This window comes from Pleionea litopenaei (assembly GCF_031198435.1).
In the GTDB taxonomy this organism is placed as follows: domain Bacteria; phylum Pseudomonadota; class Gammaproteobacteria; order Enterobacterales; family Kangiellaceae; genus Pleionea; species Pleionea litopenaei.
Genome location: NZ_CP133548.1, coordinates 1,826,537 through 1,843,247, shown reverse-complemented (window position 1 = coordinate 1,843,247; position 16,711 = coordinate 1,826,537). Strand labels below are relative to the sequence as shown.

Here is a 16,711-nt window from a genome sequence, read left to right as displayed (position 1 = left end):
GAATAGAAGTTGCCGCCACTCTTGAAGCATTTATTGGGCAAAATTAATCGACCTGCTTAATCCAATGCTTTAGGTCTGAACTTTCTGCATCAATTAACTCAAAGCCACATTCGAATTGATCACTGGATTCTCGACACCATTTCACCTCAGCGTACAATAGCATCAACTGCTGGTTTTTACTTTCTATACAAAGTTGCGTGATAAACCCAATGGGCAGCACTTGAGAGATCATGACCCTTAGACCGGTTTTTGATATATCAAGCGTAGTCGATGATACCTTTACAGACTGTTGTTCTTGATCGATGAAGGATATTTCGAAGTTTACCTGTGACTGCCGTTCATGTCGGGGTGCTTGTCGACGATCTTCTGATTGCTTATGAATTAAGTCTTTATGGTCATCTTTCATAGTTTATACCGTACTTTCTTGCCGTTTACTGCGTTGCGAAGCGACGATTTGCTCCATCGTCATCTCTGTAGATTGGCGACTGGCTAGTAACTCAATTTTTTGATCAACAAGTTTTTCTGCAAGTTGAGCGGGCAGCCACTCACCGACTCTAACACCTCGTTTATCAACAAAAACCATTTTCTCTGTTTTATTTAAACGAAGAACGAATTGAATAATTTGTCCGTCAAGTTCGTGAGCAATAAATGTAGAGCCAGAGACTAAGGTTTTTAAGGTCTCTTCCCATTCTTTAATGGCGAGCAAACGTTGTTGTTTTATCTCAGCTTCTCTTGCTCGTTTCTTTGCCTGCTGCTTTGACTTCTTGGTTTCTAATCGTTCTAGTCGTGAAAGCTCAAGCCGTTCAAGAACTTTCTGTCGAGTTAAGGCTCTCTCTTTCTCTTGGAGTGTTGTTTTAATTTGTTGAATTTCAGTTAAAAGATAAGAGCTTATTTCATTAACCTTCTCTGCGAGCTGGCTGTGAAGAGATAAGGGTGTGAATTTTCCTGAGGCTAAGTATTCAGCTGCTTCAGAAAACTTTAAGCCTTCAACACGCGCACCTGAGTAATTGACCAGAATGACGAGGTTTAAAGCTAAACTTCGCTCAATCACGCGGCATTGATAAGTTTGCTGATTCGTTCGATAAGTAAACCAGGTTCCGACACGACACTGCGCTGCGACTTTGCGTTGTTGTTCGTCATCAAGCTGATTATTTGATTGTGCCTCTGTTTCTATTGTAATCCAGTTATCACTCGTTTCTTGACCCTCTAGTATGCGAATGTGGAACGATTCGAGTTGATTCAAAAAGTGCTCCAAGATGTTGTCATCAATAGCAATACTTGAAAACATAGTTCGAATATTTTCTCTAAGCGGCATAATGAGTTTCGAAAAATGACTTTGAACATCTTCAAAAGTTCTTAATTTCAAGCTTTCGACTAACTGTTGTAGGAGTAGCTTGCCGTCATCCACTATTGGGTTTTCGTCTTCTTTCTTGAGTAAAGAAAGGTGGAATAATCGATGCCACTGTTCATTTATAAATCGATAGGCCCAATCGGGTACCTTTTCGCCTGCGGTGACTTGATTAATGATCGCTCGAGCAGTCAGAGATGCACTGGAGTTATGCGCTTGTTGCTGTTCAAATTGAATCACACGTTGTTCGAAGGCTCTAATGCTTTGTTGGAAACTCTGAAATGCGTTGGTCAGCGTGCGTTGTAATGGTAGCAGCTCTTCCTCGAGTTGAGTCTTTATAATATGTTGCTCAAATATCTCCGCAAATGTTTCAAGTAATTGTTCAAAGCTTCGACCCGATCGATTGTCGTAAGGCCTTAAGACCCGAGCCGTAAATTCAAGGATGGATTGAAACTCATAAAGATAACGCTGTGTTGAGAATTGTTGAATCCAAGTACGCAACGTCCATAATGAAAATGCTCTTAAAAATTTGGGGCTTTGTTCATGTAAGTGAGTGAGTGGTAGAATTTGAGCCGCTAGTTTATCAACGACACCGATAAAGGCCTCCAGAGGCGTTGAAAAGCAAAGAAGATTCTTTGAAGTCGTTGTATCGGTATTGTCTAAATCATTGATGGCAGCGCGCCAGAGCGATTGATTTTGGTAAACTTCTCCGAAGTGCGTTCGAAGGTCGTTAATATCATCTTGGCCTGTGCCTTCGACGATGCACGACAAATACTCTGCCAAAGGGTCATCTATACGACTAAACTCTGACTCCATTCCTTTAATTCTCCCTTGCTTTAGTTGCTCCTCAATGAACCATCAGACCAGCGTTGATACGGTCACTTTCTTATCTGCGCTGTGTACAAGCTAGCAAGCATTGTCAGAAAATACAATAGTGTCATTAATGGCTATCTTCTATCGTTTCTGTGGTGGTTTGATGATGTTATTGAAGCTGAGTCAATGTTTGCCATTGAGTTTCACTTTAAGTGCGGTTACCAAGTTTTTGTAGCGGCTGACTCTTTAAGGGAAAGCCGGCTTTTGGGCGACAAAAACAGACATGCTCGTTATTGCCACTGCGTATTGTTAGAGGGAGACAATCTACCGATATTGATGCAGCGAAGCCTGCAGAATTAGTCTATGCTTTAAGTTGCAGGTAAAGTGAGAGACGGATCTTAATATTAATGAAATCAGTTGCTTATAAAATTATTCTCATCTGGGTTGCTGCCGTGATGTTGGTTCTCTTTGGTGCTTACAAGGTTCAGAGTGGACGAGACTTGCAGCATCAGCAGCAGTTTCAAAGTTGGCTGAAAGTTCAGCAAGCTGAAATTGGTCGGCGTATCGCGGGCATCAACTTTACACCGGTTGAGGTCCGTCGAGATACCATGGGTGAACTTGCGTTGCTCGAAGATATCGTCGCGATTCAACTAGAAAGCAATGGTCGAGTTGTTGAGAATTATGGCGATGTGGCAGAGAGTTCTACAAGTAAACCTTGGTTACTTATCTACCATGTGCCGTTTAACGTGGGAACCGATAGCCTAGATACAGCTGAGCTCACGGTGTTTCTTGTTCCTCCAGAAGGTTCATTGCAAGGCGCGGAGTTTAGTGGCTTTACGTTACTTTTGGTTGTCATTGTTTTGGGAGCGATCGTAGGTACCTTTTATTGTTTGTCCCCGCTATTTCATTTAGAAGATAAAGCGGAGCAGATATTAACTGGAGACTTCGACCCTCAGCATTTTTCTCCGTCTGACGAACATCCCTTAACTTCTGAGTTAGCGATTAACTTACTGTTAAATGAACATCATTATAGTCGTCAGCAGCAGACAGAACTGTCTAATCGGTTACGTCGACATTCGTTTGTGGACTCATTAACAGGACTGGGCAACCGCGAATATTTCGATGCAGAATTAGAGGTTCACCTTACGGCTGATGAGAACGTCACTGGAGCCGTAGCTATTTTTTCATTTGAGCCTCTAATGGAGATTTATCATGAACAACGTGAGGCGTTTAGTTCGTTGATAGAACAAGTCGGTCAGCGATTCGTCGAACTTTCAAATGAAGAGGAGCTTTATTGGGTAGCTAGGCGGGATAATACTGATTTTGCGTGGCTTACACTTGAGAATGCTCCTGAAAAGGTGAATCGACAATGTGTTAAGTTAGTCAAAGATCTGGCTCGGAGTGTGTTTGATTCGACGGAGTTTAAACATCACTTTGTAGATGTTGGTGTGACTTTTTTCAAATCTGGAGACGCCGCCTACGATGTATTAGCGAGTGCCGATATGGCTTTGCGTAATGCACAGCTAGAGGGCGAAAATAAAGTTCATTTATACCAACCTGATCATCTTAGTAAAGATATGATAAAAGGCGGTGTGCGGTGGCGTAGCTTTTTACAGAAGAAACTTGATCAGCGAGAAGTCATTCTCTATTTTCAACCGCAAGTCAGTGATGAAAACCTTGAATATTCAAGTTTCGAAGTGCTTTCGAGAATGGAAGATAATGGAAAAATTATTCCTGCCTCCGTGTTTTTACCTATGGCGAGTCGCTGTGGTTTAGCATCAGAATTTGACCGATTAATTGTTGATAAAGTTATTAAGTCGCTATCGTTTGGAGAGCAGTTTGACGATGCAGAGTTATCGATTAATTTATTTTCTGACAGCATTCGTAATGAGAAGTTTATCTTATGGTTGGTGCAGCGGTTATCGAGTTTGCCAGAGTTAAGTGAACGACTCTTCTTTGAAGTCTCTGAGTTTTCAATTATGCGAGCCGATCAAAAGTTTCACTGGGCACTTGAGCAAATAGCCGATCTAGGGCCTCGATGGTGCGTTGAAAGTGTCGGATCGCCAAACGCCGATCTCTCTTACTTAAGAAAGTATCCTATTGACCGATTAAAAATTGGACATTCAATTGTTCGCCATATCGATCGACATCAAGACAAACAGCTGTTTGTACAAACATTAATAACTGCCGCTAATCAAGCCGGCGTTATGGTTTGGGCGGAAGGTGTTGAGAGTGACGAAGAGTGGGCGACATTACAAGAACTAGGCGTCACGGGTGGACAAGGGTATTTGTTTGGCATGCCGCAAGATCAGCTGTTGCTAAGTGACACAATTCGAGAAGAAGTATGATGGTTTGTAGGTGCTAGATAGAAAAAAAGCCCGCATTGCGGGCTTTTTTATACGATGGTTGTGATTAGAACTTTTGCTCTAAACCTAAACCTAACCAAGATTGGTCATTGTTATCGGCATCGTCAGACTTGGTGTAGAAAGCAAAAACTTTCGTTGCTTTACCTAGTTTTACGTCCCAACCGATTGAAGATACTTTCTTATCAACCGCAAGCTCGTCACTCTCACCAGTTTGCAACTTTAGAGTGTGATCACCGGCTTTATAAGCAACGCTGAATAACATACCTTCTTCGTCGATAGTGCCGTTGTCGTGCTCATTGTAAATAGCACCTAGACTGAAGCTACCGATTTTGTATTGAGTCGTGAATCGGGTAGTTGTCGTATCAATTCCTGAAACGTCATTGTCTTGTGCAATGGCAAAGAACCAATCATCGTTTGAGTATTCAACAGAAATCGATGACGCTGAACCAAAATCATTCTCGTCAGTTTCTGCCGCACCCTTTGATGGAGTCATGGTCGCTAATTTAATTTTTACACCACCAAATTTTGGAGAAGTGTATTGTGCAAAGTTGCTTGCACGAACTTCACCATTGAATAGTGTTTTGATGTCACCTTCGATGTCGTTGAATAAATCAACTTTGCCCTGTGCTTTTTTCAGCGGGCTGTCGTGACGACCAACGATAACTTCACCGAAGTTACCCGCTAATCCAACGATTTGGTTACGAGCTTTGATGTGATCATCAGAGCTGTCACCTTTATCGGTGGTATCAACTTGCCACTCTAATGAGTAAATGGCTTTTAAAGAATCTGATAATTTAGCTTTTCCTTTAAGACCGAAGCGCGAGTTGTTGCTCTTTACTTCGCTGCCGTCAAGTGAGCTGTCATCAGTCATTTGATAAGTAACGTTGATTTTACCATAGGGTGTTACGGTTGCTTCTTCAGCTAAAGCTGGGGCAGCCATACCTAATGCGACGGCTGTAGCAACCGCAGTTCTAATAAGTTTCATATTGTTCTCCCAGTTATAACATTCAATATCGTTTAATACCGAACTGGCGGCAATGATAGTTGAGTAATGTGACAGTTTTATTTCATATGTCATTTTTTTGTAGCAACTTGAGTTATTTTGGTCGCTACATCTAAAGTTTTTGCCAAGTCTAGACCAGCATTATGCTGAGGCTAGGCATATTTTCGCCGCTAATGAACGTCTTTGAGTCAGCCAAGTTTGGTCCCGAAGATACATCATTGGGTTAAAAATTAGACTAAAATGACATTTATGTCATAAATATGACAGGTTGCGCGCCATTCTACTCGATTCTGCGACGTAAGTTAAACTATTTGTTTTTTGAAAGTCTATTAAAAACAAAGAGATAGCATCATTTCGCGGTAAGCCTTTCTGAATATGACAGTTTGTCATATAACTGTCATGTTTGGGCTCTACAATAGCGGCATCTTGATAATAGGCCTAAATAGAAAAATTCGATGAATGATTTAAGTAACGACTACGAAGCCGTGAAAGATCGGGTTCGTGAATTACTCGATAAACAGACAGAGGGTGGTCACCACACGTTAAGACGGATTAAGGACGTGTTGGCGCGCCATAGTATTGCTATCGGTGGTGTGTCAGTCATTGTCGCCGTGGTGATGATTTTCTTCTATCTATTATATGTTGTATTTCCAATATTCCGCAGTGCTGAGGTGTTGCCGCAGCAAAGTTACCAAGTGGAAGCATCACAGCCACTCCTTTGGGGTATGGAGGAGTACGGAGAGGTTGCTTTTCGAATTGAAGCGGATGGTCAATTAAATTATTACTACGCACAGACCGGTGAAGCGATCAGTCAGTTGTCTTTGCCACTTGAAGATGACGAGCAAGTCACTCAAGCCGTTTTCGCCCATCGTGAAGAGTCTCTCGTGGCAGTCGCATTGTCGTCTGGCCGTGTACTTATGCCGAAATTAACCTTTAGCATCAGTTATCCGAATGATGTTCGCACCATTACGCCGGGTATTGAATATCCCTTTGGTGAAGACGGTTTGCAATTGATGGACTCATCGATCGAGTCTATAGCGGCAGCGAAAAGCGAAGAGTATTTCAGTATTGTCACTAGCGATGCTGAGCAGAACATTGCGTTCCAGCGCTTTGAGTTGCAAGAGTCTTTTCTCACCGATGGCGTACAGCTTGAGTTGTTGAGCGAACAAGCGTTGCAAGGAGATTTCGCGATTAAATATTTATTGCATGACCCAACCGGACACTGGGTTTATTTAATTGGCGTTAGTGGTGAATTACAAAGCTACTGGTTAGAAGGCGATGAACTGATTCCTAATGAGCGCCTATCGTTGGTAGCAAACACTGAACAAGTGACTGATGTAAAACTGTTGCTTGGCGGAATTTCACTTTTGGTTGGCGACAACACTGGCAAGGTAAGCCAATGGTTCCCTGTTCGTGATGATAACAATACTTATCGATTGAACCTTATTCGTTCGTTTGAGTTTGGCGATGCCGACATTAAAACAATAATTCCTGAAATTCGTCGTAAAGGTTTTTATGTTATTGACGCTGAAAATAACTTAGGCATTTTTTACACCACATCACATCGTGAAGTGCTATCGGAAAATATTGCCGAGTTGTCAGGCGAATCTCGACTTATTTTGAATCCTCGTACTAACCGCATGCTGATAGCTTCAGCAGACAAAGTTCATGTCTGGTCTATTGAAAATGAACATCCCGATCTTTCTTGGTCTGCTTTGTGGAGTAAAGTGTGGTACGAAAGTTACCCTGAACCTCAATATACTTGGCAGTCTTCGGCATCAACGACCGACTTTGAAGCTAAGTTTTCTTTAGTTCCACTGAGTTTCGGAACCTTGAAAGCGGCATTTTACGCAATGTTATTTGCAATGCCTCTCGCCATTTGCGGCGCTATTTTTACCGCTTACTTTATGGCTCCCAAAATGCGTTCGTCGGTGAAACCTGCGATTGAAATCATGGAAGCGTTACCTACGGTTATTTTGGGCTTTTTAGCTGGTTTGTGGTTAGCTCCCGTAATGGAAGAGAACCTGCCCGGCGTGTTTATGATATTGATACTCATGCCGCTCGCTATTGTTGGCTTTGGCCTGATTTGGCATTTTTTACCAAGCTCAGTCACTTCTCGAATTCCTGATGGTTGGCAAGCCGCATTATTGGTGCCTGTTGTTATTCTGATCGCATGGGGTTGTTTTGCTATCAGTTACCCAATGGAAAAAGTGTTGTTTGATGGCAACATGCGAGTATGGTTAGAGTCGATAGGAATCACTTACGATCAGCGCAACTCTTTAGTCGTTGGTATTGCAATGGGATTTGCCGTTATTCCTACTATTTTCTCAATTGCTGAAGATGCCATCTTTAGTGTGCCTAAGCATCTGTCGAACGGCTCACTAGCGTTAGGTGCTAGTCCATGGCAAACCTTAGTTCGTGTTGTCTTACCAACGGCAAGTCCTGGTATTTTCTCGGCGGTTATGATCGGTTTAGGGCGCGCAGTCGGAGAGACCATGATCGTATTAATGGCAACAGGTAATACGCCCATTATGGAAGCCAATATTTTTGAAGGCATGCGTACCTTGTCAGCGAACATTGCTGTCGAAATGCCAGAGTCAGAGGTTGGGTCATCGCATTACCGAGTACTCTTCTTAGCAGGCTTTGTGCTCTTTGTGTTTACTTTTGTGTTTAATACGTTAGCCGAAAATGTACGACACCGTTTACGTCGTAAATACGGCTCACTTTAATCTTTGAAATTAGGCAAGATCGATGAAAGATAAGTTTTTTAAATCTGGAGAACACTGGGTCTGGTTTAATGCTGGAGCCATCGCCATTTCATTGGTAATGGTGGTGAGTTTAGTATTATTCATTGCAGTTAAGGGCCTAAGTCATTTTTGGCCAGCAGATATCGTTGTGTTCGAGACACAATTGGCCGACGGCACAAAGCAACAAGCCATGGGTGAAATTTACGACGAAGAAACGCCAAAAGGTCAAGACCCTGCCGTTGCTAAGCAAATTTTGTTGAAAACCGGTAACCGAGACCTGTATGGCTTAGACTTTCGTTGGCTGAAAGCGAAAGACGTGGTTGGTCAATCGAGTCGCGATGATGTGTTAGTGATTGAGCGTCGAGAGTGGGGAAATTTTTACGGTTTTCTTACTGCGGTTGAGTTGGACGGAAAAACCTACACCGAGAAAGATCCTGAATTCTTCTCAATGATGGAAAATGCCATCGACCGAGCGACAAATATCTACAGCGAAATTAAAGATATTGAGAAAGACGACATTGGCTCGATCAATTACGATTTAGAACAGTTGCGTTTAGAACGCCGCCGTTTGCAACTAGAAGATAAAGATACGCCAGAAGCCATTGCTGAAATTCGCAAGCAAGAAGAAGCGCTGAAAGCTGAGTTCGAAGTGCAGCAAGCGAAAATGAATGAGCTCTACCGCGATGCTAACCGTGATTCTTTGCAAGTCGTTTCGATTGACGATAAAGCGCTCACGATAAAAGCCAGTAATATTGTTATGGCGTATCAGCCAAATGCGATGGGATTTTTTGCAAAGGTCGGTCATTACTTTAGTAAAGTCGGAGAGTTTATCTTCGATGAACCACGAGAAGCCAATACCGAAGGTGGCGTTTTTCCAGCTATCTTCGGAACCGTAATGATGGTTATATTAATGTCTATTATGGTCACTCCGTTTGGCGTTGTTGCAGCCGTTTATTTGCACGAATATGCCAAGCAAGGGTTTGTAACGCGCTTGATTCGTATTGCGGTGAATAACTTAGCGGGCGTGCCATCGATTGTATACGGAGTATTTGGTTTAGGTTTTTTCGTCTACTTTTTAGGTGGAAGTATCGATGACTTATTTTACCCTGAAGCTAAGCCTGCGCCGACTTTTGGAACCTCGGGTTTGTTATGGGCTTCCATAACCCTCGCGCTTTTAACCTTGCCTGTTGTGATTGTATCGACGGAAGAGGGCTTGTCACGAATTCCCAAGTCCATTCGAGAAGGCAGTCTCGCATTAGGCGCGACAAAAATTGAAACCTTATGGCGAACTGTTTTGCCAATGGCGAGCCCTGCAATGATGACCGGATTAATTCTAGCTATTGCCCGTGCCGCCGGAGAAGTGGCGCCGCTTATGTTGGTCGGTGTTGTAAAGCTTGCGCCGACGCTACCGGTTGATGGCAACCTGCCGTTTATCCACCTAGAGCGTAAGTTTATGCACTTAGGTTTCCATATTTATGATGTGGGTTTTCAAAGCCCGAATGTTGAGGCCGCGCGTCCATTGGTATTTGCGACAGCCTTCTTATTGGTATTGGTCATTATTTTATTGAACATTACTGCGATTAAAATTCGTAACCGTCTTCGTGAAAAATACAAGTCACTCGAGCACTAAGCTTGTATCGACTGTGAATATAACTGGGTAACATTATGACAGCTGAAATGAAACTAGATCTGACACGAGAAACCTCTAATAGCGGTTTAAACCTCGATGCATTGAAAGATGAGAAAATCACGCTTGAAGTTGAAAACTTGAACTTGTATTACGCACAGAAGCAAGCGTTACATGATATTAATCTTCACATTCCTGAGAAAAAAGTAACTGCGTTTATCGGCCCGAGTGGTTGTGGTAAATCAACATTGTTACGTTGTTTCAACCGAATGAATGATTTGGTCGATATCGCCCGAGTTGAAGGTGCGATTAAATTAAATGGTACTAACATTTATGGCCCAGATATCAATGTTGCCGATTTGCGACGAAATGTTGGTATGGTGTTCCAGAAGCCAAATCCATTTCCGAAGTCTATTTACGAGAACGTAGCTTATGGTTTGCGCTTGCAAGGCATTAATAAACGAAGTGTATTAGATGAAGTGGTTGAGTGGGCTCTCAAAGGTGCAGCACTTTGGGATGAAGTAAAAGATCGTCTCGATGATAACGCATTGGGTATGTCTGGTGGTCAGCAACAACGTTTAGTGATTGCGCGCTCAATTGCCGTGCAACCAGAAGTATTATTGCTCGATGAGCCTGCCTCGGCGTTAGATCCTATTTCAACGCTTAAAATCGAAGAATTGATTCATGATCTAAAAGATCAGTACACCATTGTTATTGTCACACATAACATGCAACAAGCAGCTCGTGTATCCGATTACACTGCGTTTATGTATATGGGTGACATGGTTGAGTTTGATAAAACCGATACTATTTTTACGAACCCAAGTAAAAAGAAAACCGAAGATTATATTACTGGACGTTACGGTTAATTGACGTCAGCTTTTCAGAATTTGGAAAAGTATTGCAGAAATTGGCAAAGTATTACAGAAATTGGGAAAGTGTCACACGAGTGAAACATATTAAAGGTATATGACTATGATGGAAAAAGGGCAGTTTACAAAACACATCTCGCAACAGTTCAATGAAGAACTGGAGAATGTACGTCAACGCGTTTTAACCATGGGCGGAATGGTCGAAGAGCAAATCGAAAGAGCGATGGAAGCTTTAGAGAATCTCGACCCTGAGCTGTCAAAAGAAATCATTGAGCGTGATGAAAAAGTTAACGCTTACGAAGTAAGCATTGACGAAGAATGCACACGTATTTTAGCAAAGCGTCAACCAGCAGCCGGTGATTTACGTCTGGTGGTAGCAATTATCAAAACCATTACTGATTTAGAGCGAATTGGTGATGAAGCAGAAAAGATTGCACGCATGGCTAACCATATTGCTTTAGACATGGATAATTTTATGCCGTCGAAAAAGCAGTTTGGAGCAGTGGTTCATCTTGGCAACCATGTGAGAAACATGTTGAATGAAGCGCTAGACGCATTTGCACGTTTGGATGTTGATGCCGCATTGAAAGTGGCTCATAAGGAGAAAACAGCAGATAAGGAATACAATGCGATTACTCGTCAATTAATTACTTATATGATGGAGGACCCTCGTAGTATTTCTTCTGCGCTAGACGTAATGTGGTCTGCCCGAGCACTGGAACGTATTGGTGATCACGCTCGTAACATTTGCGAGTATGTGATTTATTTAGTGGAAGGAAAAGATGTGCGACATGTGAGCTTAGAAGAGATGAAACAGCTCGCACAAAAAAAATAATTTTCCTGCCGCGTCGAATTAGGACATAAAGCAAAGGGTTAGGTTATGAGCGCAACAATCATGGTCGTCGAAGACGAAAGAGATATTCGAGAAATGTTAGTATTCTCGCTAGAACAAGCGGGCTACTCAACATTACAAGCAGGTACGGCAGAAAAAGCGCTGTCGTTGTTGCAAGAAGAAACCATTCCTGACCTTTTGCTAGTCGACTGGATGCTACCTGGTGCTTCGGGCATTGAAATGACCCGCAAGGTCAAAAAGAATACTTTGTTCAAAGAAGTTCCGGTGATCATGCTAACGGCGCGCGGTGAAGAAGATGATCGAATAAAAGGACTAGATGCTGGTGCTGATGACTATGTCGTTAAGCCCTTTTCGCCACGAGAACTGATGGCGCGCATTCGAGCGGTGCTTCGTCGTGCTGATCCTAATGTGACCCAAGAGCGATTAATCGAGTCTGGCCGTCTTAAAATGGATACCGCCGGTCATCGTGTGTCGGTTGATGGCCAAACCATTAAAATGGGGCCGACCGAATATAAGCTACTATTATTCTTTTTAGAGCACCAAGAACGAGTGTTTACTCGTGGGCAATTATTAGACTCTGTTTGGGGGCATCAAGTGATTGTAGAAGAGCGAACGGTTGATGTTCATATTCGACGACTGCGAAAAGCGCTGGCTCCATTTGGAATTGAAAATTACGTTCAAACAGTACGCGGTGCTGGATATCGATTCTCACATCGAGGTTAAGAACTTGATTGCTCAACCTAGGACGGAAGTATGAGTAGTTTTCGCTATTGGGGCGTAGAAATCTGGTTCGTATCTATGGTCACGATTGTGGCCATTATCATTGGATTGTTTACTGGCTACACCGGCGAAATACTGTTTGTAATGACTGCCAGTTACCTAGCATGGCACTTGAGACAAATCTATCGACTTAAACGCTGGTTAACGACGTCTCGAGATCTCTATCCTCCCGATTCAGAAGGCATCTGGAGTGATATTTTTCACTCGATCTATTTATTGCAAAAGCGCAATCGAAAATCGAAAAAACGACTTACTCGAATTCTCAGTGAGTTTCGATCATCGACGGCGGCTCTGCCTGACGGCGCGATTGTTCTCGGAGAAATGACTGAGATCATCTGGTTTAATAAATCTGCTGAGAACTTGATAGGGCTGAATGTTCGTAAGGATATTGGCCAACGAATTACCAATTTGATTCGTAATCCGCGTTTTGTCAGTTATTTAGAACACGGAGATTATACTCTTCCCGTCGAGGTTACCTCTCCAATCGATGACGATATAAAGCTAAGTTTGCGACTAACTGAGTACAATAAAAATCAGCGATTATTAATGGTTCGCAATATTACCCGCCTCTATCAGTTAGAAAAAATTCGCCAAGACTTTGTCGCGAATGTGTCGCACGAATTGCGAACTCCGTTAACGGTCGTTAATGGTTATGTCGAAATATTTTCAGATTCTAAAGAACAATTACCGACTTTTTTCCACCGGCCAGTTGATCAAATGGGACAACAAGTTCTGCGCATGCGTTCGTTGGTTGACGATCTGTTAACGCTTTCTAAGCTAGAAAGTGGTGATGAACCCGTTCGTGAAGTCTCTGTCTCACCGAGCATGATTTTAAAACGCATTGTTGAAGAAGCTAAAGCACTCAGTGAAGGTAAGCATAAAATCACCTTCGACAGTGATAACGATGCCATTATTAAAGGCAATGAAAAAGAATTGCACAGTGCCTTTTCAAATTTAATATTCAATGCGGTTCGATACACTCCAAAGGGTGGCCAAATAAAAGTAACTTGGCACCAGTTGGACGATGGTTTCCGAATGGCTGTTGAAGACAATGGGCCAGGTATTGATGCCGTCCATCTACCTCGTCTAACCGAACGATTCTATCGTATTGATGATGGTCGCGATCGGTCGGTCGGAGGCACTGGCTTAGGGCTCGCGATTGTGAAGCATATTTTAGAGCGTCATGGAACGAGACTTCAAATAACCAGCGAAGTAGGGCGCGGCAGCTGTTTTTATTGCGACTTCAAGGCTGTCAAATAACTGCTACATTATTGTCATTTAGGGCGCGTTTTCTGTCGCGCCATAGTTATCTAACTTATTGATAACTAATAATAAAATATAAATTTTTCAATTGTCATAAAATCGCAATAATTACCCTCTACCATGTCCACTATCCAAATTATGGGTATTTCAATATATAAGTGAAGATTGGGAGAGTATGATGAAACTTCTTAAGCATATCGCTGCAATGGCTACTTTGTCTGCAGCAATTATCAGCAACCCACTGGCTGCTAACAAAGTGGACGAAAACTTACCGACTTATGAAAAGACCAGCGGTGTTTCAGGAAACCTATCGTCAGTAGGTTCTGACACTTTGGCGAACTTAATGACCTTGTGGCAAGAAGAGTTCAAGCGTTTGTATCCAAACGTGAACATTCAAATTCAAGCGGCGGGTTCTTCAACTGCACCACCTGCGTTAACTCAAGGCACGGCAAACTTAGGTCCTATGAGTCGTAAAATGAAATCGAAAGAAATGGCTGCGTTTGAAGAGAAGCATGGTTACAAGCCAGTTGCTATTCCTGTAGCTATCGATGCATTAGCGGTTTACGTGAACAAAGACAACCCAATCAAAGGGTTAACCATCCCACAAGTTGATGCGATTTTCTCTTCAACTCGCAAATGTAAAGCGGATGGCGACATTTCTAGCTGGAATGGCGTTGGCGTAGATGGTTTAGGTGATATTCAATTGTTCGGTCGTAACTCAGTGTCTGGAACTTATGGTTACTTCAAAAGCAAAGCTTTGTGTAAAGGTGACTTTAAAAACAGCGTAAACGAGCAACCGGGTTCTGCTGCTGTTGTTCAGGCCATCAGCCAATCTAAAAACGCAATCGGTTATTCAGGTATCGGTTACGTGACTTCAGGTGTTCGTTTAGTTCCTTTAGCGAAAAAAGAAGGTGACGAGTTTGTTGCTGCAACACCAGAGAACGTACTAAATGGAACTTTCCCATTAAGCCGTTACTTGTACATCTACATCAACAAGAACCCTAACAAGCCTTTGTCTCCACTTGAGCGTGAGTTCTTGAAAATGGTTCTTTCTAAGAAAGGTCAAGAAGTGGTTGTTAAAGATGGATACGTTCCTCTTCCTGCAGCAACAGCTGAGAAAGTTTTAAAAATGCTTGATTAGATTTTTGGAATAGTTTTCTGGTTGATTAGGATTTAAGTTTACACGGATGCTTAAAGCCCACTTTATTAAGAGGGCTTTTTTTATTTTCGCCAAAGATTCTTATATTGTTGTTCGAATTTATCGGCGGTTACATTGAAACTCTTGAAAGTGCCCTCATTGCTGCGAATAGTTTGCTCAAGCACAATACCGGCGTAATGTTCTAGGCTTAAGTGATATTGATATGCAAGCCAAGTAAGGTGTTTTGTATTTGCGAAAAGGGAGTCTGAATTAAGGGCCTTAGGATTATCTTCTTTTACATTTGCTGTAACATCAAAACTACGCTCAAACGCTTTTATTAAAGTTCCATCGACATTATCGTCTTTAGCTTGTTCTTCGATCCCGCAAGTTGTCTTATTCATTGTAATTCCTCAGTGCTATTTTCAATGTTATCGCTGATTTGAAAGTTATGAGTAAACGGAATCGATAGATATTGAGCGCCTTAATAGCTCAACTTACTCATCGCATTAGGTTGATACTAGATTCCTCCTTAATAAACAGAGTTATAAATAATTCTATAAACAATCTAAACGATCAGTCATTTACAAGAATAATTAACAAGTGTCTTTAATAAAAGTTTTTAACAAGAGCCATTAATAAGAGACTATTAATAATAGTTATAAGCAAAAATTGAGCCTGACTTATACGCCATTAAACAAGGTGGCTACTTGTATTTAGAGTGTTGAATTGCTTCTAATTGATGCATTTGACAATAAGTGGATATTCAAACGCACCAAAAAGGGCTGCTAGCAAGATGTTAGAAACTCGCGATCCTCTTCGAGGAGAGAACCATTAATGGGCCGAGCCACTAAACATTCTAGAATCAAGAAAAAAGATCAAGAAAGAATGATTGACGTGATCATTTTAGCGGCTTCGTCGAGGTTTTGCTCTAGAGAGACGCCGGAAGATTTTCTTGGTTTGAAGCTGTGATCACCGTCTTTTATCCAATGCAAATGGATTGAACGTTCAAGTCGATAGCGATTAACTTCGATTTGTGTGCCAAAAGTGTCGCGCTCTCCTTGGAGAATATGCAAAGGTTTCTTAAGGTTACAGAGATGATCGGTTCGTAACTTGTCAGGCTTTCCAGGAGGATGAAAGGGATAGCCAAGAGCAATCACACCAGCGATTTTAGGGTGGTCAATAAGATGAGTCGCGACACGTCCTCCCATAGACTTTCCGCCAATCCAAAGAGGTCGCTGTATCTGAGTGCCGATTGACTCGATGATTTCTTGGTAACTGCTGATCAAGGTGGGCAAAGCCGTCGGAGGTCGCCGACGTTGCTCTTCCACCATCTGCTGCATATAAGGAAAGTTGAAGCGAATCGGATCGATAGGTGTGTCGATAAGTCGCTCACGAACGCCTTGCATAAAGTCTGAATGGGCTCCGGCCCCCGCACCATGTGCGAGCAATAATGTGACTTTTTTACCTAGATTGGGGGAATCAAAGGGTGACATAATATCTCTTAAGGCAATAAAAAATGAATTTCTATCCTGTTATCCGCAGTTTTAGACCGAATATCGCGGAAATTTAGGGACTTTTGGCAGGTGCAGTTTACAATGGAAAGACTAGAGTGGTAAGTAGTATCGAAACAGAGAGGTTTCTCACTACCAGTCTGGTTTGTTGTTTCACAGAGGGAATGTGCAATGAGTAAGACGCCAAATGCGTTTTTCACAGATATGAATGGCGAACGTTGCTATGTTGGCCCGGAGCGTCGTATCGATCGTCGCCGGACTAACAATAATCGTCGGCTGGAGCACTTATTAAGCGATTTCGGTTTAGACCGCAGAATTGGTCGTGATCGTCGCAAGCGCAATACGTCTTGGCTGATTATGTCCCAAGTCGCTAACTCGTAGCGACACCGT

The 16,711-nt window shown here is 42.4% G+C and carries 14 protein-coding genes; 9 read left to right on the top strand and 5 right to left on the bottom strand.

All coding sequences use genetic code 11. The annotated features are described in order from the left end of the window. Positions 1-43: 43 nt before the first annotated feature. Positions 44-406 carry a PilZ domain-containing protein gene (locus Q9312_RS08300; RefSeq protein WP_309204123.1) on the bottom strand — a complete coding sequence of 121 codons (363 nt, stop codon included), beginning with the start codon at positions 404-406 and terminating at the stop codon, positions 44-46. 3 nt (positions 407-409) lie between these two features. Continuing rightward, positions 410-2,164: a DUF1631 family protein gene (locus Q9312_RS08295; RefSeq protein WP_309204122.1), complete on the bottom strand. Its 1,755-nt coding sequence runs from the start codon at positions 2,162-2,164 to the stop codon at positions 410-412. A 404-nt stretch (positions 2,165-2,568) separates the two neighbouring features. Between Q9312_RS08295 and Q9312_RS08290 the strand changes: the two genes are divergently transcribed. Further along, complete coding sequence (locus tag Q9312_RS08290; protein WP_309204121.1) at positions 2,569-4,509, top strand: EAL domain-containing protein; 1,941 nt, start codon at positions 2,569-2,571, stop codon at positions 4,507-4,509. Positions 4,510-4,573: 64 nt separating this feature from the next. On the opposite strand, the gene Q9312_RS08285 is transcribed toward Q9312_RS08290, so the two are convergent. Beyond that, on the bottom strand, positions 4,574-5,512 hold the full coding sequence (locus Q9312_RS08285) for a porin (RefSeq protein ID WP_309204120.1): 939 nt from the start codon (positions 5,510-5,512) through the stop codon (positions 4,574-4,576). A 473-nt stretch (positions 5,513-5,985) separates the two neighbouring features. On the opposite strand from Q9312_RS08285, the gene Q9312_RS08280 reads away from it, so the two are divergent. The 7 genes from Q9312_RS08280 to Q9312_RS08250 all read left to right on the top strand — a co-directional run bounded on the left by Q9312_RS08280 (position 5,986) and on the right by Q9312_RS08250 (position 14,813). Next, the gene (locus Q9312_RS08280) at positions 5,986-8,259 is read left to right on the top strand and encodes an ABC transporter permease subunit (protein ID WP_309204119.1); all 2,274 of its coding nucleotides are present in this window, start codon (positions 5,986-5,988) and stop codon (positions 8,257-8,259) included. A gap of 22 nt (positions 8,260-8,281) precedes the next feature. After that, positions 8,282-9,907, top strand: a complete 1,626-nt coding sequence (gene pstA, locus Q9312_RS08275) for a phosphate ABC transporter permease PstA (protein ID WP_309204118.1) — start codon at positions 8,282-8,284, stop codon at positions 9,905-9,907. Between the two features lie 47 nt (positions 9,908-9,954). Beyond that, the gene (gene pstB, locus Q9312_RS08270; RefSeq protein WP_309204493.1) at positions 9,955-10,773 is read left to right on the top strand and encodes a phosphate ABC transporter ATP-binding protein PstB; all 819 of its coding nucleotides are present in this window, start codon (positions 9,955-9,957) and stop codon (positions 10,771-10,773) included. A gap of 106 nt (positions 10,774-10,879) precedes the next feature. After that, positions 10,880-11,611, top strand: a complete 732-nt coding sequence (gene phoU / locus Q9312_RS08265; protein WP_309204117.1) for a phosphate signaling complex protein PhoU — start codon at positions 10,880-10,882, stop codon at positions 11,609-11,611. A 45-nt stretch (positions 11,612-11,656) separates the two neighbouring features. Beyond that, positions 11,657-12,352 carry a phosphate regulon transcriptional regulator PhoB gene (phoB, locus tag Q9312_RS08260; RefSeq protein ID WP_309204116.1) on the top strand — a complete coding sequence of 232 codons (696 nt, stop codon included), beginning with the start codon at positions 11,657-11,659 and terminating at the stop codon, positions 12,350-12,352. Between the two features lie 30 nt (positions 12,353-12,382). Then, entirely contained in the window at positions 12,383-13,669 is a 1,287-nt protein-coding gene (phoR, locus tag Q9312_RS08255) for a phosphate regulon sensor histidine kinase PhoR (RefSeq protein ID WP_309204115.1), read from the top strand. A gap of 181 nt (positions 13,670-13,850) precedes the next feature. Continuing rightward, on the top strand, positions 13,851-14,813 hold the full coding sequence (locus Q9312_RS08250) for a PstS family phosphate ABC transporter substrate-binding protein (protein ID WP_309204492.1): 963 nt from the start codon (positions 13,851-13,853) through the stop codon (positions 14,811-14,813). 80 nt (positions 14,814-14,893) lie between these two features. Here Q9312_RS08250 and Q9312_RS08245 read toward each other — a convergent pair whose 3' ends face one another. Both Q9312_RS08245 and Q9312_RS08240 read right to left on the bottom strand, forming a co-directional pair. Next, a complete protein-coding gene (locus Q9312_RS08245; RefSeq protein ID WP_309204114.1) occupies positions 14,894-15,211 on the bottom strand; it encodes a hypothetical protein in 318 nt (105 codons plus the stop codon). 474 nt (positions 15,212-15,685) lie between these two features. Then, positions 15,686-16,303, bottom strand: a complete 618-nt coding sequence (locus Q9312_RS08240; RefSeq protein ID WP_309204113.1) for an alpha/beta family hydrolase — start codon at positions 16,301-16,303, stop codon at positions 15,686-15,688. 189 nt (positions 16,304-16,492) lie between these two features. Between Q9312_RS08240 and Q9312_RS08235 the strand changes: the two genes are divergently transcribed. Then, positions 16,493-16,702, top strand: a complete 210-nt coding sequence (locus tag Q9312_RS08235; RefSeq protein WP_309204112.1) for a hypothetical protein — start codon at positions 16,493-16,495, stop codon at positions 16,700-16,702. Positions 16,703-16,711: the final 9 nt, after the last annotated feature.

What these genes read in the sequence shown, in the direction of transcription:
- Q9312_RS08280 (WP_309204119.1), top strand. Translation starts at nt 5,986, where the DNA reads ATGAATGATTTAAGTAACGACTACGAAGCCGTGAAAGATCGGGTTCGT.
- Q9312_RS08285 (WP_309204120.1), bottom strand. Translation starts at nt 5,512, where the DNA reads ATGAAACTTATTAGAACTGCGGTTGCTACAGCCGTCGCATTAGGTATG.
- Q9312_RS08245 (WP_309204114.1), bottom strand. Translation starts at nt 15,211, where the DNA reads ATGAATAAGACAACTTGCGGGATCGAAGAACAAGCTAAAGACGATAAT.
- Q9312_RS08235 (WP_309204112.1), top strand. Translation starts at nt 16,493, where the DNA reads ATGAGTAAGACGCCAAATGCGTTTTTCACAGATATGAATGGCGAACGT.
- Q9312_RS08300 (WP_309204123.1), bottom strand. Translation starts at nt 406, where the DNA reads ATGAAAGATGACCATAAAGACTTAATTCATAAGCAATCAGAAGATCGT.
- phoU (WP_309204117.1), top strand. Translation starts at nt 10,880, where the DNA reads ATGATGGAAAAAGGGCAGTTTACAAAACACATCTCGCAACAGTTCAAT.
- phoR (WP_309204115.1), top strand. Translation starts at nt 12,383, where the DNA reads ATGAGTAGTTTTCGCTATTGGGGCGTAGAAATCTGGTTCGTATCTATG.
- pstB (WP_309204493.1), top strand. Translation starts at nt 9,955, where the DNA reads ATGAAACTAGATCTGACACGAGAAACCTCTAATAGCGGTTTAAACCTC.
- Q9312_RS08290 (WP_309204121.1), top strand. Translation starts at nt 2,569, where the DNA reads ATGAAATCAGTTGCTTATAAAATTATTCTCATCTGGGTTGCTGCCGTG.
- Q9312_RS08250 (WP_309204492.1), top strand. Translation starts at nt 13,851, where the DNA reads ATGAAACTTCTTAAGCATATCGCTGCAATGGCTACTTTGTCTGCAGCA.
- Q9312_RS08240 (WP_309204113.1), bottom strand. Translation starts at nt 16,303, where the DNA reads ATGTCACCCTTTGATTCCCCCAATCTAGGTAAAAAAGTCACATTATTG.
- phoB (WP_309204116.1), top strand. Translation starts at nt 11,657, where the DNA reads ATGAGCGCAACAATCATGGTCGTCGAAGACGAAAGAGATATTCGAGAA.
- Q9312_RS08295 (WP_309204122.1), bottom strand. Translation starts at nt 2,164, where the DNA reads ATGGAGTCAGAGTTTAGTCGTATAGATGACCCTTTGGCAGAGTATTTG.
- pstA (WP_309204118.1), top strand. Translation starts at nt 8,282, where the DNA reads ATGAAAGATAAGTTTTTTAAATCTGGAGAACACTGGGTCTGGTTTAAT.